The sequence below is a fragment of the Gilvibacter sp. CC01 genome, from assembly GCF_055755295.1.
In genome coordinates, this window is the sequence record NZ_CM146909.1 from 1,387,300 (window position 1) to 1,403,335 (window position 16,036).

General features: G+C 44.1%; 15 protein-coding genes. 5 read left to right on the forward strand and 10 right to left on the reverse strand.

All coding sequences use genetic code 11. From position 1 onward, the window contains the following. Positions 1-10: 10 nt before the first annotated feature. The 6 genes from AC0J2F_RS06610 to AC0J2F_RS06635 all read right to left on the reverse strand — a co-directional run bounded on the left by AC0J2F_RS06610 (position 11) and on the right by AC0J2F_RS06635 (position 7,324). On the reverse strand, positions 11-946 hold the full coding sequence (locus AC0J2F_RS06610) for a hypothetical protein (RefSeq protein ID WP_473006973.1): 936 nt from the start codon (positions 944-946) through the stop codon (positions 11-13). 200 nt (positions 947-1,146) lie between these two features. Then, positions 1,147-1,425 carry a FoF1 ATP synthase subunit delta/epsilon gene (locus AC0J2F_RS06615; RefSeq protein WP_473006974.1) on the reverse strand — a complete coding sequence of 93 codons (279 nt, stop codon included), beginning with the start codon at positions 1,423-1,425 and terminating at the stop codon, positions 1,147-1,149. A gap of 18 nt (positions 1,426-1,443) precedes the next feature. Then, positions 1,444-2,949, reverse strand: coding sequence for a F0F1 ATP synthase subunit beta (atpD, locus tag AC0J2F_RS06620; RefSeq protein ID WP_473006975.1), 1,506 nt, complete (start codon positions 2,947-2,949; stop codon positions 1,444-1,446). Between the two features lie 117 nt (positions 2,950-3,066). Continuing rightward, positions 3,067-4,914 (reverse strand): glutamine--fructose-6-phosphate transaminase (isomerizing), encoded by a 1,848-nt coding sequence (glmS, locus tag AC0J2F_RS06625; protein ID WP_473006976.1) that lies wholly within the window; start codon positions 4,912-4,914, stop codon positions 3,067-3,069. A gap of 12 nt (positions 4,915-4,926) precedes the next feature. After that, the gene (locus tag AC0J2F_RS06630) at positions 4,927-6,513 is read right to left on the reverse strand and encodes a DUF4270 domain-containing protein (protein WP_473006977.1); all 1,587 of its coding nucleotides are present in this window, start codon (positions 6,511-6,513) and stop codon (positions 4,927-4,929) included. A 4-nt stretch (positions 6,514-6,517) separates the two neighbouring features. Continuing rightward, positions 6,518-7,324 carry a glycogen/starch synthase gene (locus AC0J2F_RS06635; RefSeq protein ID WP_473006978.1) on the reverse strand — a complete coding sequence of 269 codons (807 nt, stop codon included), beginning with the start codon at positions 7,322-7,324 and terminating at the stop codon, positions 6,518-6,520. A gap of 107 nt (positions 7,325-7,431) precedes the next feature. Here AC0J2F_RS06635 and panC point away from each other — a divergent pair, with 107 nt between their 5' ends. The 4 genes from panC to AC0J2F_RS06655 are packed head-to-tail and all read left to right on the forward strand — an operon-like array spanning position 7,432 to position 10,832. Then, positions 7,432-8,280 (forward strand): pantoate--beta-alanine ligase, encoded by an 849-nt coding sequence (panC, locus tag AC0J2F_RS06640; protein ID WP_473006979.1) that lies wholly within the window; start codon positions 7,432-7,434, stop codon positions 8,278-8,280. Between the two features lie 26 nt (positions 8,281-8,306). Then, positions 8,307-8,657: an aspartate 1-decarboxylase gene (panD, locus tag AC0J2F_RS06645; RefSeq protein WP_473006980.1), complete on the forward strand. Its 351-nt coding sequence runs from the start codon at positions 8,307-8,309 to the stop codon at positions 8,655-8,657. Between the two features lie 8 nt (positions 8,658-8,665). Beyond that, on the forward strand, positions 8,666-9,637 hold the full coding sequence (locus tag AC0J2F_RS06650) for a lysylphosphatidylglycerol synthase transmembrane domain-containing protein (RefSeq protein ID WP_473006981.1): 972 nt from the start codon (positions 8,666-8,668) through the stop codon (positions 9,635-9,637). Between the two features lie 40 nt (positions 9,638-9,677). After that, positions 9,678-10,832 (forward strand): alpha/beta hydrolase, encoded by a 1,155-nt coding sequence (locus AC0J2F_RS06655; RefSeq protein WP_473006982.1) that lies wholly within the window; start codon positions 9,678-9,680, stop codon positions 10,830-10,832. Positions 10,833-10,866: 34 nt separating this feature from the next. Here AC0J2F_RS06655 and AC0J2F_RS06660 read toward each other — a convergent pair whose 3' ends face one another. Then, on the reverse strand, positions 10,867-11,589 hold the full coding sequence (locus AC0J2F_RS06660; RefSeq protein ID WP_473006983.1) for a T9SS type A sorting domain-containing protein: 723 nt from the start codon (positions 11,587-11,589) through the stop codon (positions 10,867-10,869). 116 nt (positions 11,590-11,705) lie between these two features. Then, on the reverse strand, positions 11,706-12,656 hold the full coding sequence (locus AC0J2F_RS06665; protein WP_473006984.1) for a hypothetical protein: 951 nt from the start codon (positions 12,654-12,656) through the stop codon (positions 11,706-11,708). A 176-nt stretch (positions 12,657-12,832) separates the two neighbouring features. Between AC0J2F_RS06665 and radA the strand changes: the two genes are divergently transcribed. After that, a complete protein-coding gene (gene radA / locus AC0J2F_RS06670; protein WP_473006985.1) occupies positions 12,833-14,197 on the forward strand; it encodes a DNA repair protein RadA in 1,365 nt (454 codons plus the stop codon). On the opposite strand, the gene AC0J2F_RS06675 is transcribed toward radA, so the two are convergent. Together AC0J2F_RS06675 and AC0J2F_RS06680 are read right to left on the reverse strand one after the other, a co-directional pair. Then, positions 14,194-15,231 carry an aldo/keto reductase gene (locus tag AC0J2F_RS06675; protein WP_473006986.1) on the reverse strand — a complete coding sequence of 346 codons (1,038 nt, stop codon included), beginning with the start codon at positions 15,229-15,231 and terminating at the stop codon, positions 14,194-14,196. The genes radA and AC0J2F_RS06675 overlap by 4 nt on opposite strands. Positions 15,232-15,249: 18 nt before the next feature. Continuing rightward, the gene (locus AC0J2F_RS06680; protein WP_473006987.1) at positions 15,250-16,014 is read right to left on the reverse strand and encodes an exodeoxyribonuclease III; all 765 of its coding nucleotides are present in this window, start codon (positions 16,012-16,014) and stop codon (positions 15,250-15,252) included. Positions 16,015-16,036 lie beyond the last annotated feature (22 nt).

Below are 16,036 nucleotides of genomic sequence, written 5' to 3' on the forward strand. Positions count from 1 at the left end.
TTAAGTTCGATTATAGGTCTGATAATGTATCAACTCGCAAGCGACCGTTGTTTCCATCCCAACTGAAAGTACCGTAACCAGCTGCTTCCGAAGTTCCACAAGCAGGCGTATCGTAAATGAATTCCCCTCCAAAGAAATAATAAGCTAAAGACCAAGTAGCTACCCTTGTTGCAAAGGTGGTCGTTTGATTGTAGCCAATAAATTCGCGATATCCCGTAGTGTCAAAAAACCAAACATGTGGAAATGTCGCGTTGTAAAAGCAGGTTTCGGTAAATGAGTCATTGGTTTGTGCTCCATCTTGATTGATGTACATGTTCGACCCTTGAGTGATAACAATTTCATCCACAATAAGAAGGTCGGTAGCAAAGGTAGAGTGCTCTCCTGCTGGAGAAGTATAAACAGCTCCGCGATGAATCGCATCCCAGTTGCCCTCAAAGCCCCCAGGGGTTGTGTAATCGTCATCAAAAGTACCCATGGCCAGAGAAACATCCCCTCCGCGAGAGCGCTTGTAAGCTACTACATATGAATCGGTGCCGTCAAAATCAAAATGCTCTACCACTAGGCGCTTCTCATCATTTAATAAAATGCTAAAAGAACCGCGGTCTCCAATAAAATAGAATCGATCCGGATCCGACACATCTTGCACACCTTCGAAATAGACCTCGCGCTCAAGCCCATCGTTTACCTTATGTAATCTCGCCGCCGCTACTAAACCGCCTTTTTCGGTGGTATTAATAGCTAGAGTACCTTTAGTTTTTAGGTCATAGCTGGCAATTATTCCTTTGAATAGTCCGCTATTGGAATTGTCAAAGGCAGGATCTGGTTCCAAATCCATGATTGCTGCAACTCTATCTGCAGTTGTGGTCTGAAGTTGAACGTCTTCTGAGTTGTCTGTGCTGCAAGCCGCTAATCCGATGGCCACAAATGCAATGAGTAGTTTTTTCATAATTTAAGATTTAAGTCTAGGAATAGTCTAATATTGTTTGTGAGGTTACTGTATGCAACGAATTATTCCGATTAAGACCATAAAAGTCGGTATTTAGTATTGCCCACAAAAGGGGGTTTTCCCCTGTTTTTCAAACAATAGCAAGCATAAAAAAAGCCTCTCCAAATGGAAAGGCTTTCTTTTTATAAAGTTATAAGCACTTAATCTGCCAAGACAATCACTTTGTTGTCGCTCATCTCTACAGTACCTGAAGTGATCTCTAAGCGAGTGATGCCGTCTTTACCTTGGGTAAACTTATCGGCTACCTCTTCGTCTAGCTTTACATCTCCCCAAACCTTAACGGTTCCAGGACCAAGTAAAGAAACAGTGGCTGCGTGATTGTTCAGCATTTGGAATTCTCCTTCAACCCCAGGCACAGCCACAGATTTTACCTCGCCGCTAAAAAGTGTTGCTTCTGGAGTTACTATTTCTAAATGCATCTTTTAATTATTTGGTGATTAGGCTTCGGCTAACATTTTCTCTCCGGCTTCAATGGCTTCTTCGATTGAACCTTTCAAGTTGAATGCCGCTTCTGGTAGGTGATCTAGCTCACCGTCCATGATCATGTTAAATCCTTTGATAGTCTCTTTGATATCTACAAGTACTCCTGGGATACCGGTAAACTGCTCTGCTACGTGGAAAGGCTGAGATAAGAAACGCTGTACACGACGTGCACGTCCTACGGCCATTTTATCCTCTTCAGAAAGTTCTTCCATACCAAGAATCGCGATGATATCTTGAAGTTCTTTGTAACGCTGTAGCAACTCTTTTACGCGTTGCGCACAGTTGTAGTGCTCGTCTCCTAGAATGTCAGCAGTAAGGATACGAGAAGTAGAATCTAGTGGATCCACCGCAGGGTAGATACCAAGCTCAGCAATTTTACGAGACAATACTGTAGTTGCATCCAAGTGAGCGAAAGTTGTCGCTGGAGCAGGGTCAGTAAGGTCATCCGCAGGTACATAAACCGCCTGTACAGAAGTAATCGATCCTTTCTTTGTAGAAGTAATACGCTCCTGCATAGCACCCATCTCTGTTGCCAAAGTTGGTTGGTAACCTACCGCAGATGGCATACGTCCTAGAAGTGCAGATACCTCAGAACCGGCTTGTGTAAAACGGAAGATATTATCTACGAAGAAAAGTACGTCTTTTCCTTGTCCGTCTCCGGCACCATCACGGAAGTACTCAGCAATAGTCAATCCAGAAAGTGCTACACGAGCACGAGCTCCTGGAGGTTCGTTCATCTGTCCGAATACAAATGTCGCTTTAGATTCTTTCATGGCTTGCTTGTCTACCTTAGAAAGATCCCATCCGCCTTCTTCCATAGAGTGCAAGAAGTCGTCACCGTATTTGATAATTCCAGATTCCAACATTTCACGAAGCAAGTCATTCCCTTCACGAGTACGCTCGCCTACACCGGCAAATACTGAAAGTCCACCGTGTCCTTTTGCGATGTTGTTGATCAATTCCTGGATCAATACTGTTTTACCTACACCTGCACCACCGAAAAGACCAATCTTACCACCTTTTGCGTAAGGCTCAATAAGATCGATTACTTTGATTCCGGTAAATAGCACCTCTGTAGAAGTAGAAAGATCTTCGAATTTTGGTGCTTCGCGGTGAATAGGAAGTCCGTTGTCTCCTGTTTTAGGAAGGTTTCCAATTCCGTCGATAGCATCTCCAATTACGTTGAAAAGACGTCCGTAAACATCTTCTCCGATTGGCATCTGAATTGGCTGCCCGGTTGCTTTTGCATCTACACCGCGGCTCAAACCGTCTGTAGAATCCATAGAGATGGTGCGAACTGTGTTCTCACCGATATGCGATTGAACCTCAAGTACTAAGGTTCCTCCACCTAAGGCAACTTCTAGAGAATCGTAGATTTGTGGAAGCTCCTGACCACTTGTAAACTCTACGTCTACAACAGGTCCGATAATTTGTACAACTTTACCTGAAACGTCTGACATTTGTTCGGATTTAATTTCTTCATTTAGAAGAGCTAATAAGCCCCTCATTTTTAACGGTGCAAAGATAGTTCTTTAACCGAAAAAATGGGAGGCTTAAATGCTTTTTTTGAGAAATTTTTACTCTACCGTTACAGACTTGGCTAAGTTTCGTGGTTGGTCCACGTTTTTACCTAGCATTACGGCGATATGATAAGAGAGCAATTGCAGTGGAATTGTCGTCACAAGTGGCGTTAAAGCCTCGGGAGTTTTTGGTACTTCCATTACGTAATCGGCAATTTCGGTAACTGTGGTATCTCCTTCTGTCACTACGGCAATGATCTTTCCGTCGCGAGACTTGATCTCCTGGATGTTACTCACCACTTTTTCGTAGTGGTTGCTGTTTACAGCGATCACCACTACAGGCATATTCTCATCAATAAGTGCAATAGGACCGTGCTTCATCTCTGCTGCCGGATATCCCTCCGCATGAATGTAAGAGATCTCCTTAAGTTTTAAAGCCCCTTCAAGAGCCACTGGGAAATTGTATCCACGCCCTAAATACAAGAAATTCCTTGCATCTTTGAACTGCTTAGCTACAGCTTCAATATGATCGTTGGTCTTTAATGCCTCTGCAACCTTCTCTGGAATAAGATCCAATTCGCGCAGGTGCATCATATAGTTGCTTTGAGACATTGCGCCTTTCTCTTTGGCCAAACGCAAAGCCATAAGCGTTAGAACGGTGATCTGCGTAGTAAAGGCCTTGGTTGAAGCCACACCAATTTCAGGACCAGCGTGCGTATACGTTCCGCTATGTGTTTCTCTAGATATACTAGAACCTACCACATTACATACCCCATAAACAAAGGCTCCTTTAGACTTAGCCAATTTGATCGCCTCTAGGGTATCTGCAGTTTCTCCGGATTGCGAAATGGCGATAACCACATCGTTTTCCGTAATGATAGGGTTGCGATATCTGAACTCCGAAGCGTATTCTACCTCAACAGGAATTCGCGCCCATTCTTCAAAAATATATTCACTCACCAAACCGGCATGCCAGCTGGTTCCGCAGGCTACAATGATAATACGGTCTGCGTTCATGAATTTTTGAATGTGATCTTCCAAACCGCCCAAACGAACAATTCCCTGATCTGCAAGCAAACGTCCGCGATACGTATCTTTTATTACCGATGGCTGCTCATAGATCTCTTTGATCATAAAGTGATCATAACCACCCTTTTCTATTTGTTCTAGATTCAACTGAAGCTCCTGTACATAAGGATCGACCAGTTTGTCGTTCTTGATCTTTCGTACGCGAACCTCACGCCCCAAACGTATTATAGCCAATTCGCCGTCTTCCAAATAGATAGCGTTGTTGGTAAATTCTATGAAAGGTGTAGCATCACTGGCAACAAAGAATTCCTCGTCGCCTATTCCAATAGCTAAAGGAGATCCTAACTTTGCAACAATGATCTCGTTGGGTTTCTTTCTGTCAAACAGCGCGATCGCATAGGCTCCGACCACTTGGTTCAAAGCGATCTGTACCGCTTTACCAAGCTTTACTTTTTCTTGTTTCTTGATCTCCTCGATAAGATTAACCAATACCTCAGTGTCGGTATCTGACTTAAAGGAATAACCGCGTTTTTCAAGTTCCTTCTTAATGGTCGCATAGTTTTCTATGATCCCATTGTGAATTAACACCAAATCTCCACTGTTAGAAATGTGTGGATGCGAGTTGATATCGTTTGGCACTCCGTGGGTTGCCCAACGGGTGTGTCCTATTCCTAAATGTCCGTTTTTTGAAATGTGTACATCTGCCTTTTGAGAAAGGTCTTCTACCTTTCCTTTGGTCTTACACATTTCAATATCATTTCCGTCATAGAGTGCAATACCTGCCGAATCATAGCCACGGTATTCTAAACGTCGTAGTCCGTTGAGTATAATAGGGTAAGCATCTCTATGGCCAATGTAGCCTACAATTCCACACATAATTTCTGGGTCTTATTCGGGGTCTGTGTAATAGATGGTTAATTTCAGACGCTTGGCCGCATCGGGCGAAGCGTTACCGTGCACTATAGTACCTTCTTGTGAGTTTACACCTCCCGGAGGCACATTATCGATATCTTCACTCAAAGGACTCTCTACCTTTCTAAAGTTGGTAGTGATCACATCCTGAACCACAGCCAAACCAAGTCGAACATTGGTTGAATCTCTTAAAATGATGTTGTTCAGATGGGTTGTGAGTCTGAGCTTATAGCTGATACCATTATCGCTGGCATCACGGACTACAGGCCCTAGATGCGAGCTTTTAAAATCGTTTGCAGTATTGGCAAAGGTATTGTCAATTTCGTAGTCGATCAGAACACGACGATTGTCCATATCGTACAAAAAGAGCCTATCTGGTTCGTTGTTACCTCCTGGAACCTGATCTGTGTCAACAAAGACTTCTAAGTTCGCTTCGTTGATCAACCAGTCATTAGCCTTAAGTTCGGTAAGTTGATCTGGTTCACCATCGCCATCGGTATCTGGTCCAAAAAGCTCAATAACACCTATAGAACCTTCTCCTCCTTTTAAGTAAAGGTAAGGCTCTCCATTGGTAGTGTCTTGATCTGCAAGTAGCAATTCAATAGCAGGGTTGTAATCTGCATCGAATACATTTACAGTAATCCCTTGGAAATTGAATCCTACCTCATCTTCAATGGTAATGGTGTCGGTAGTATCGCCATCGCCGTCGGTGTCTGCAACGTCGATAGCTTGATAGGTGTACTCAATATTTAAAGTTGCTTCCGTAATATCAAAATAGAACAGCACTCCCTCATCACCCAAGGGGGTGATTTTAAAATACATGCCTCTAAAATAGTCTTTAAACGCATTGTTGGAACTCAGTTCTGGCGTACCCTCCATATCCAAGATCAACTCGTTCCAAAAGTCAACAGGTAACTCCACGCGCAATTGCGGTTCCAAGACCTCTTCGTCGTCTTCACCTTCGTTAATGGTAATGGCTTCTTCGGATGGGAAAAAGCTTAAGTCCTCATAGATCAGCTCGCCCATAAAACTCTCAAAAGTCGGCCCTTGATCTGAGAAGTAATCTTGCGGATCCTCAAATCCGGTTTCGGGATCAAAATCCTGCAAGAAATAATTGGATCTAAAAATCTGTAAATGCACTGGCTGATCACCATAGACAGAATCTAAGATATAGGTGTTAGCTTCATCCGCAGTAATATCCAAAGTATTGAAATAAGGGATAGACAGAGTCACTGTCTGAAATTCTGGCTCGTCATTGAAATTCGGACCAGGCTGGTTGAATAACAACTGGGTTAGCACATTGGCTGTTGTTGTTCCGTAAATAGGATCGGTATAGGTTCCGAGCTGATACGAATTCAGTCCGTTAGTTTGTACTCTTGGGGTACGTGCAGTGTAAGATACTACCTGAGTGCCCTCAAAAATGCTAGTTTCGAAATTATTTCCTCCAATGATATTTCCGCCAAGAGTAGTGGAATCTTCATCACAAGCAAGGGTGATCGCTCCGAGCACCAATGCCGCAAGAAACACACGATAGGTGTTCAAGTTGTTCAATACGCTTTTCATAAAATTATAACACTTTGGAGTTGTAAAAGTCCAAATACGCTTCGGAAAAGGAATCTATGTTATGAAAGTTTAACACAGGTTTATCCCATTTTTTAAGATAATCTTCCAATTCTTGAGGAATCTCTTCTGATCCAACAATGGCAGCATCAGAGTGCGAGATAGCAACACGCATGATACTGTTGTAATCGGCTTCGTTGAGTTCCTCTAGTGCGTCTCCTTCGATTCCGTCGAATTTGACCTTCTCTACCATAGAACTATCTAACGTGCCTTCAAAGCCAGTATTGTAAACCGAAGTAACAATCTTGCTGTTTTCGAAAAGCGGTTCTTCCTTGTAGTATTGACGCAAATAAAGCGGGAACAAAGACGCTAACCAACCGTGAACATGAATAATGTCTGGTGCCCAGTTTAGTTTCTTTACCGTCTCTATAACTCCTTTGGCAAAAAAGATAGCGCGTTCGTCGTTGTCTGGGAACAAGTTACCATCTTCGTCGGCAAAGGTTGCTTTGCGCTTAAAGTATTCTTCATTATCTATAAAGTATACCTGCATACGCTCTTTAGGTATAGAGGCTACTTTTATGATCAACGGCATATCCATATCGTTGATCACTAAATTCATTCCAGACAGGCGAATCACCTCGTGCAATTGGTGACGACGCTCATTGATATTGCCGTAGCGCGGCATAAAAATTCGTATCTGTCCGGAGTTGTTATTCACTAAGCGCGGCGCTTCAAACGACATCGAAGAAATCTCGGTCTCTGGCAAATAGGGAATTACTTCAGAAGACACATACAAGATTCTTTTATCTTTCATACAGGATTTTTAATTACTGATGTTTTTCAAAAACTCTGCAAAATTACGAAAAATTAGTGAAGATTCCCGCTAAACTCTTAATTTTGCGGGCCTTCTAGCAGATTCAAATGGCCATTTGTACCAGCATATCGACCTTACAGCAAACCTTGAGCCAAAAACGCGCAAGCGGAGCGCAAATTGGGTTTGTTCCTACCATGGGCGCACTACACGAAGGACACGGGTCCTTGGTGACTCAAGCGCTAGCCCAGAACGACTGTGTCGTGGTGAGTATTTTTGTGAATCCAACCCAGTTCAACAACGCCCAAGATCTGGAGAAATATCCACGCCCTTTTGAGCAAGACGTTGCATTTTTAAATGCTATAGATCCGGAGATCGTGATCTTTGCTCCAGAGGCTGCGGATCTTTACGGCGGAGCTGTACAGGCCAAGTCATACCGCTTTGGAGCTATTGAATCGGCCATGGAAGGCAAGCACAGACCAGGCCATTTTGACGGCGTGGGAACTGTACTAAATCTGTTGTTTAGAGCTGTCGAGCCCGACCGAGCCTATTTTGGAGAAAAAGACTTCCAGCAGTTACAGATAGTACGCAAGCTTGTGGCTTTAGAACAATTAGCAGTAGAAATCATAGGTTGTCCTATTCATCGCGCTGAAAATGGCTTGGCTATGAGTTCTAGGAATCGCAGATTGACTCCGCAGCAACTAGAGGCAGCTCCCTTTATCTTTGAGATCCTAAAGAAGACGCAAGACGAATTCGATTCGAAGTCGATTCCAGCTTTAGTTCGTGAGGCAGAGGCAGCCTTTGCCGCAAATCCGATGCTCGACTTGGAATATTTTGAGATAGCTGCTACCGATAATTTACAAACCGCTTACCGCAAACATCCTAGTAATACCTATAGAGCCTTTGTGGCGGCCTTTGCCGGCGAGGTAAGGTTGATCGATAATATGGGACTCAACTAGGGTAAAAAAATTAATACCTTTGCAGCATGCAAATTCATGTAGTTAAATCAAAGATTCACCGCGTAAAAGTTACCGGTGCCGATCTGAATTATATTGGCAGTATCACCATAGACGAAGATCTGATGGACGCCGCTAATATTGTGCAAGGAGAGAAAGTGCAAATTGTAAACAACAACAATGGTGAGCGTTTAGAGACCTATGCTATTCCTGGGCCTCGCAACAGTGGCGAGATCACCCTTAACGGTGCCGCTGCCCGTAAGGTTGCCCCTGGCGATATTTTAATCTTGATCACTTATGCGATCATGAGTATAGAAGAAGCCAAGAATTTTAAACCTGCGCTGGTATTCCCTAATGAGGAGAATAACCTCCTACAATAAACCAGACATTGAAAAAGGGTCTTCTCAAATTCCTTAAGGTTGGAATTCCGATAGGTATAGGAGTTGCATTGATATGGTTCTCCCTAAGCAAAATGGGGCCAGATTCCCGCGCCGCCCTTTGGGAAAATATTAAAACGGCTGATCCGTTTTGGATTGGGGTTTCGCTCTTTTTGGGCTTTGTGAGTCACTTCATTAGAGCCTACCGCTGGAAGTACTTGCTAGAACCTTTAGATTGCCACCCAAGACTGGCCAATAGTTTTATGGCTGTAATGGTGGCTTATGTGGCCAATTTGGGAATTCCAAGATCTGGAGAGGTCTTAAGGGCAGTGACCATTGCGCGTTATGAGAAAGTGCGCTTTGAACAAGCTTTCGGGACCATCATCTCCGAACGTGTAGCAGACCTCATACTGCTAATAACGGTTGTAGCCACAGCCTTTGCTCTACAGAGCGGCAACCTGCTCAATTACTTTGAAAGTCAACAAGTAAATCCGCTTTGGGCAGTATTAGCTATAGGGATAGGATTTGCAGGCTTATTGATCGCCATTAGGGTTATCCGACACAGTAAAAATAGAATGCTACAAAAGATCAACACTTTTCTTATTGGGATCTTAGAAGGCACCAAGAGTATATTAAAAATGAAGCGCAAAGGAGCCTTTATTTTTCAAACCCTGCTGATCTGGATTTTCTACATCCTGATGTTTTGGGTAATTAAATACGCGGTGCCGGATATGGAAGACACTCCTTGGGGAACGATCATGGTGGCATTTGTGGCGGGAAGCTTTTCTATGTCCACCACCAACGGTGGCTTGGGAATCTTTCCCTACCCTTTGATCATAGGTGCCGTTTTTGCCTTTTCTGGAATACCGCAAGAACAAGGTGAAGCCTATGGTTGGGTCATCTGGGGGTCTCAAACGGTATTGAACATCATTATTGGGGGAGCGTCCTTCTTGCTACTGCCCATTCTCAATGCCAAGAAATAATTTTTTACCTTACGGGGCGTAATTAACTAAGTCCCTTATCATGAAGCGTATTTTATTACTGCTGATCCTCGCTCTTTGCAATAGCGGGATTCTTCAAGCCCAAGTTGTTTATGAAGAATTTGCCTCCGAGCGATTGGGCGCAAATAGAAAGCTCAAGATCCAGCTCCCGCGTAGCTACAGCTCCGAAGAAGAAAAGGTCTACCCCATTGTCTTGGCATTAGACGGCAATTACCTATTTGAGCCTGTAGCTGGTAACGTAGACTATTATTCGTATTGGGAAGATATGCCAGAGGCCATAGTTGTAGGTATAATGCAAGGCGGAGACCAGCGCTATGACGACTGTTATTACGACGACACTGAGTTTTTCCCTGCCGAGACAGGCGCTGCCTTTTTTGAGTTTATCGGCATGGAACTCATTCCTTTTTTAGACGATAATTATCGCACTGCTAAGTTTGTGATCGCTGTGGGCCATGACTTTACGGCCAACTACATCAATTATTACCTCTTTAAAGAGCCGCCTTTGTTTCAGGGTTATATCTCTTTGAGTCCCGATCTAGCTCCTCTTATGGATGAGCGCTTGGCAGAAAGATTGCCTAGCATAGAGGACAAGATCTTTTATTACTTGGCCACTGGTACTGACGATGTGAAAGACCTCATGGAGATCTCCGTGGATCTCAACGAAAGACTCAAGACAATTGAAAGCCCTAATCTGCAGTATTATTTTGACAATTTTGAAGGAGCAACACATTATTCGCTGGTAGGGCGCGCAATTCCGCGAGCGCTGGAACAGATTTTCCAGGTATACCGACCCATCAGCAAAAAAGAATACAAAGAAGTACTGCTTAAACTGCCGGGCTCTCCGTATGATTATCTGATAGAAAAATACGCGACCATCAAGGAGCTTTTTGGATTGGAGAACGACATTCGCGTCAAAGATTTTATTGCGGTAGCAACTGCTGCAGAGAAGACCCAGAAATGGGAAGCTCTAGGAGAGATCGCAAAATTGGCCAGAAGTCAATATCCAGACACCGTTCTAGGTGATTATTATCTGGCGCGCTATTACGAGGAAATGGGCGAACCTAAAAAGGCCATGCGCACCTATCAAGGCGCTTACGATAAAGAAGAGGTGGATTTCATCACCATAGATATGATGCTCGACAAAGCAGACAAGATCAAAGAAGATTTTGGATGGTAAAAAAAAGCCCTGCAGTTGCAGGGCTTTTTAATTTCTATCGCACTACAATTTGCGTTACCTGCCAAGTACCGGCAGTTTGATAGTGCAACGGATAGGTAGCTTTGGGAAAGTTACTAAGGTCTAATTCCATCTGCGTAAAGCTGCGCTCACTACTCCACAACAATCTTCCGAGCATATCGTAAAGTCTTGCTCCAGTGATCTCTTTGGCTTCTGCCTGAAGCATCACATTGCCAGAAGTTGGATTAGGATAGGTTTTCATGTTCGTTGTAAGCCCAGAAGTAGTAGGCCTTTCAAAATGCAGCTCGAATCGGAATGGGTGATTTCCTTCGTCCGCAGTAAAATGGTAATCTGTTTGGTTTAGGTCGATCCAAACATCTTGCACTCTGTCGTAGAGGTATAGCTCGGCGCGACTAATTGCTACCCCTTCTAGTTGAGAAGCACCTATGGTGAATTCATAAAAACCGCGCAGCTGGCTAGAGACTCCTAAGAAAATCATCTGTTCATCATCAAAACGACCCAAAGCTTGTATGCCTAGCTCATCACCCCAGCGGCTATGAGAATAGACAGAAACATAGGTAGCCAAACGCTTGGCGTCATAACCTGGGCTTACCGCTTTGGTTTGACCTTCTAAAAATCCAATAAGCGCAGTACTACTAGCTTGATAGGCTGCTGCTTGAAGCTGTATCCATATTCTATCGCCATCCAAAACAGACTCCGCAGTGCTCCTTAAAGTGTTGTTATTGAAATTGCGACGCATACCATTGTTGAACTCCGCAGTACCGGCCGCAGTTGCTTTGACAGCAAAACCTTGTCCTGAAGCTATATGCCTTGTGGGAACCTCACTCGGCGATGAAGCCGCGGCTATCCCACCAGTTAAATTGTAAACTCATACCAGAGATCGTGCTGGGTGTTTCCTGCCGCTTCACAAGGACCATCGACAGATTCTGTGGCAGTTCTAAAATCTAGTGTAGTATTAGTGACACTACCTGTATTCACTATTATGTTGTTGCGATTAACACATTCATCATTAGCAGCCGTTTCAAAGGCTTGTATAGTAAAGTCATCTGCGCTGGCAAAGAGACTGCGCTCTGACATGCGTAGCACATAGGTGGTTCCAGAGGTCAAGTTATAGAAGAACCCATCGTCAGATCCGCAGACCAGATCAACTCCGCCGCAAGTATCATAAAGTGTTCTATAAACAGTATTAGGAATATTGGTTATTCTTATGTTTCCATTTACAGGCATTGTAAACTCATACCAGAGATCTAACTGATTTTGGCTAGCGGTCTCACAAGGCCCGTCAACCGATTCGGTTGCAGCTCGGTAATCTAAAGCCGTTACCGTAGTTGTTGCTGTAGAAACACTCAATGCTTGTCGGTTTGCGCTTTCGTCATTAACTGCGCTGGCAAAAGCTTCCATTCTAAAGTTCACATTGCCGGCAAAGATGTCTCGTTCTGAGAGTCGGTATACATAGGTGGTTCCACCAACCAGATTATAAAAGAAACCATCATCTCCAAAACATGCTAATTCAGTCCCTGAGCAGCTATCGTATAAGACAGAACGAACAGTATTGGGAACATTGGTCACTCTAAGGTTTCCGCTTACCGGCATGGTAAACTCATACCAAACATCCAGGTTCACTTGGCTGGCAGTTTCGCAAGAAGCGTCTAAGGATTCCGTGGCGGTAGAGGTATCTACGCTGAATTCGTTAAATGTCCCAACGCCAGGGCTAATTGTTAATCGGTTGGCACACTCGTCGTTTACAGCCTGCCCAAAGAGAATACTAGCGGGGAGAACTAGTAATAAAAAGAGTAATTTTTTCATTACATGCGGTTTATTTTAAGTGTTCAAGCTAACTGAAATCCTGAGCCTAAGCTGTATTTATTTAGTGAAGCGGCTCATTTTTTTAGTGAACTAAAATGGCGAGGCTAAAATTCCTTTCAAAGAAGTCTTTAACAGATTTCTCGGGACGCAGAAATATCCCTATTTTCGGTCTTGATATGGCCAAGACCAAAACAGCATTTTTTTGTCAAAATTGTGGCAGCCAATACGCCAAATGGCAAGGCCAATGCAATTCGTGTAAACAATGGAACACCATTAGCGAAGAGGTGCTACAAAAGGCCGAAAAGTCAAAAACTTGGGAAACAACAAGCACAACTTCTAAGCGTGCTCCCAAACCAGTAAAGATTTCAGAGATCTCACTAGAGACTCAAAGACGTATTGCAACGGGCAATGCCGAATTAGATCGTGTGCTAGGAGGTGGATTGGTCCCAGGCTCCTTAGTCCTTCTAGGAGGAGAACCCGGAATAGGGAAAAGTACTTTAATGCTACAAGTAGCGCTACAACTCAAAGCCAAGACCTTGTATGTTTCCGGAGAAGAAAGTGCGCAGCAAATAAAAATGCGTGCCGCTCGATTGGCCGAGAATACAGACAACTGCCTGATCCTGACCGAAACGCAAACCCAACAGATCTTTAGACATATTGGTGAGGTACAGCCAGAAATCCTGGTCATCGATTCGGTACAAACCCTACACACCAATCATATAGAAAGCGGCGCGGGAAGCATCTCTCAGATTCGCGAGAGCACTGCAGAACTCCTACAATTCGCAAAAGAGTCCAATACCCCAGTGATCTTGATCGGGCATATCACCAAAGACGGGAACATTGCCGGTCCAAAGATCTTGGAACACATGGTAGACACCGTGCTGCAATTTGAAGGCGACCGTAATCATGTGTATCGCCTGCTTAGAGCGCACAAAAACCGTTTCGGTTCCACCAACGAACTTGGCATATTCGAAATGCAAGGCAGCGGATTACGAGAAGTGACCAATCCGTCAGAAATACTGCTTTCACAATTCAGCGAACCCATGAGCGGGACAGCAATTGCTGCCACTTTAGAAGGCATGCGTCCGCTACTTATAGAAGTACAAGCCTTGGTCAGTAGTGCAGTTTATGGCACCCCGCAACGCTCGGCAACAGGTTTTAACGTCAAGAGACTCAATATGCTTTTGGCTGTACTAGAAAAAAGGGCGGGTTTTAAACTAGGAGCTAAAGATGTCTTTCTAAACATTACCGGTGGAATTCGTGTGGAAGACCCGGCGATTGACTTGGCCTTAACGGCAGCTGTGCTTTCTTCTAATGTCGATATTGCCGTGGATAGGTCACAGTGTTTTGCTGCGGAGGTAGGCCTTTCTGGCGAAGTCCGTGCAGTTACACGCATAGAACAACGCATCTCCGAAGCGGAAAAACTCGGCTTCGAAAGGATCGTTATTTCAGATCAGAACAAAGTAAATGCTGGCGACTACACCATAGAAGTTGTTAAGATCGCCAAGGTTGCAGATCTGGTTAGGATCCTATTTGGTTAGGCTGCCGGATTGGGCATGCGGCTGTGCACCTCGTTGATCTCTCGGATCACCTCCTCAGAAAGCTGAATATCTATACTTTCTATATTCTCCTTTAGTTGCTCTAAGCTGGTCGCACCGATAATATTCGAAGTCATAAATGGCCTGTCATTTACAAAGGCTAAGGCCATCTGTGTTAAACTCAGACCGTGCTTTTCTGCAATATCTTTGTACGCCTGTGTTGCTGCAAGAGAACCTTCACCATTATAGCGGTTGTAATTTGGGAACAAAGTAACGCGAGCTCCCGCAGGCATGGCCCCGTTGAGGTATTTACCGCTGAGTACACCAAAAGCCAAAGGAGAATAGGCCAAATAGCCTATGTCTTCCATTTGCAAAACTTCAGAGAGGCCAATCTCATCTCTGCGCTGCAGCAAACTGTAAGCATTTTGAGTAGAAACGATCTTGAGTTTGCCTTTGCGGTGTTCTTCCATATAGCGCATAAGTCCAAAGGGGGTTTCATTACTCACCGCAATATGACGGATCTTGCCAGACTTCACATGGCCTTCTAAACGGTCTAAGATCTCACCAATATTATCTTCCCAGCGGGCATTTGGCTTATGGTTGTAGTCGCGAACCCCAAAGATATTCACGGCTCTTTCTGGCCAATGCAATTGATAGAGGTCTATATAATCTGTTTGTAAGCGAGTCAAACTCTTGTTTAAAGCATCTTCTAAAGCATCCGCAGAAAAACCGAGGTTCGGCCTTATGTGTTTGAAAGTTGGGCTGGGTCCTGCTATCTTGGTTGCCAAAATGACCTTGTCTCTATTGTTGCGCTCGGCAAACCAGTTACCAATGATGGTCTCTGTGCTTCCTTGAGTTTCTGGGCGCCCTGGCACCGAATACATCTCTGCAGTATCAATAAAGTTTACGCCCATATCCAAGGCCATATCCATCTGCGCAAAACCTTCGTCTTGGGTGTTCTGCTGGCCCCAAGTCATACTGCCTAAGCAGATCTTACTCACTCGTATTCCGGTTCCTGGAAGTTCTTTATATCTCATTCAATTGCAATTATCAGTTTAAAAATCGAGCTCTACCATATGTGGACAATGATCGCTGTGAACAGCTTCTGATAAGATCACTGCGCGTTTAATATGTTCTTTCAAGGGTTCTGAGACCAAATTGTAATCAATACGCCAGCCTTTGTTGTTTGCTCTGGCATTTGCACGATAGCTCCACCAGGTATAATTGTGAGGCTCTTTGTTTAAGTGTCTAAAGGAATCTATAAAACCACTTTTCATAAAAGCGTCTAGCCAAGCGCGTTCTTCCGGCAAGAATCCGGACACTTTTTTATTGCGGACCGGATCGTGAATGTCGATAGCCTCGTGACAAATGTTGTAATCTCCGCCAATGACCAAGTTGGGCACCTCCTTTTTTAAGTCATCGATATAAGTTCTGAAGTCGTCCATATACTTGAACTTATGTCCCAAACGGGCATCATTGGTACCACTAGGCAAATATAAACTCATAACAGAGACCTCATCAAAATCGACACGCAAGTTGCGCCCTTCGCTATCCATGTAATCAATCCCAGTACCGTAAACTACATTTTTGGGTTCGTGCTTAGACAAAACGGCTACTCCGCTATAACCCTTCTTTTCTGCACTGAACCAATAGTGGTACGGATAGCCTGCAGCCTCTAAGGCCGCAGTATCTACCTGCTCTTGCATGGCTTTGGTCTCTTGAATTAAAAACACATCCGGATCTGCGGCTTGTAACCAATCTGTTAGGCCTTTGTTCATGGCCGCGCGTATTCCGTTTACGTTGTAAGAAATGATCTTCATAAAATAAGTTGTTATTGCCAGC

Bases quoted from the DNA above. Each gene is read 5' to 3' on its own strand.
- AC0J2F_RS06610 (WP_473006973.1), bottom strand. From the start codon at position 946: ATGAAAAAACTACTCATTGCATTTGTGGCCATCGGATTAGCGGCTTGC.
- AC0J2F_RS06615 (WP_473006974.1), bottom strand. From the start codon at position 1,425: ATGCATTTAGAAATAGTAACTCCAGAAGCAACACTTTTTAGCGGCGAG.
- atpD (WP_473006975.1), bottom strand. From the start codon at position 2,949: ATGTCAGACGTTTCAGGTAAAGTTGTACAAATTATCGGACCTGTTGTA.
- glmS (WP_473006976.1), bottom strand. From the start codon at position 4,914: ATGTGTGGAATTGTAGGCTACATTGGCCATAGAGATGCTTACCCTATT.
- AC0J2F_RS06630 (WP_473006977.1), bottom strand. From the start codon at position 6,513: ATGAAAAGCGTATTGAACAACTTGAACACCTATCGTGTGTTTCTTGCG.
- AC0J2F_RS06635 (WP_473006978.1), bottom strand. From the start codon at position 7,324: ATGAAAGATAAAAGAATCTTGTATGTGTCTTCTGAAGTAATTCCCTAT.
- panC (WP_473006979.1), top strand. From the start codon at position 7,432: ATGGCCATTTGTACCAGCATATCGACCTTACAGCAAACCTTGAGCCAA.
- panD (WP_473006980.1), top strand. From the start codon at position 8,307: ATGCAAATTCATGTAGTTAAATCAAAGATTCACCGCGTAAAAGTTACC.
- AC0J2F_RS06655 (WP_473006982.1), top strand. From the start codon at position 9,678: ATGAAGCGTATTTTATTACTGCTGATCCTCGCTCTTTGCAATAGCGGG.
- AC0J2F_RS06660 (WP_473006983.1), bottom strand. From the start codon at position 11,589: ATGCGTCGCAATTTCAATAACAACACTTTAAGGAGCACTGCGGAGTCT.
- AC0J2F_RS06665 (WP_473006984.1), bottom strand. From the start codon at position 12,656: ATGAAAAAATTACTCTTTTTATTACTAGTTCTCCCCGCTAGTATTCTC.
- radA (WP_473006985.1), top strand. From the start codon at position 12,833: ATGGCCAAGACCAAAACAGCATTTTTTTGTCAAAATTGTGGCAGCCAA.
- AC0J2F_RS06675 (WP_473006986.1), bottom strand. From the start codon at position 15,231: ATGAGATATAAAGAACTTCCAGGAACCGGAATACGAGTGAGTAAGATC.
- AC0J2F_RS06680 (WP_473006987.1), bottom strand. From the start codon at position 16,014: ATGAAGATCATTTCTTACAACGTAAACGGAATACGCGCGGCCATGAAC.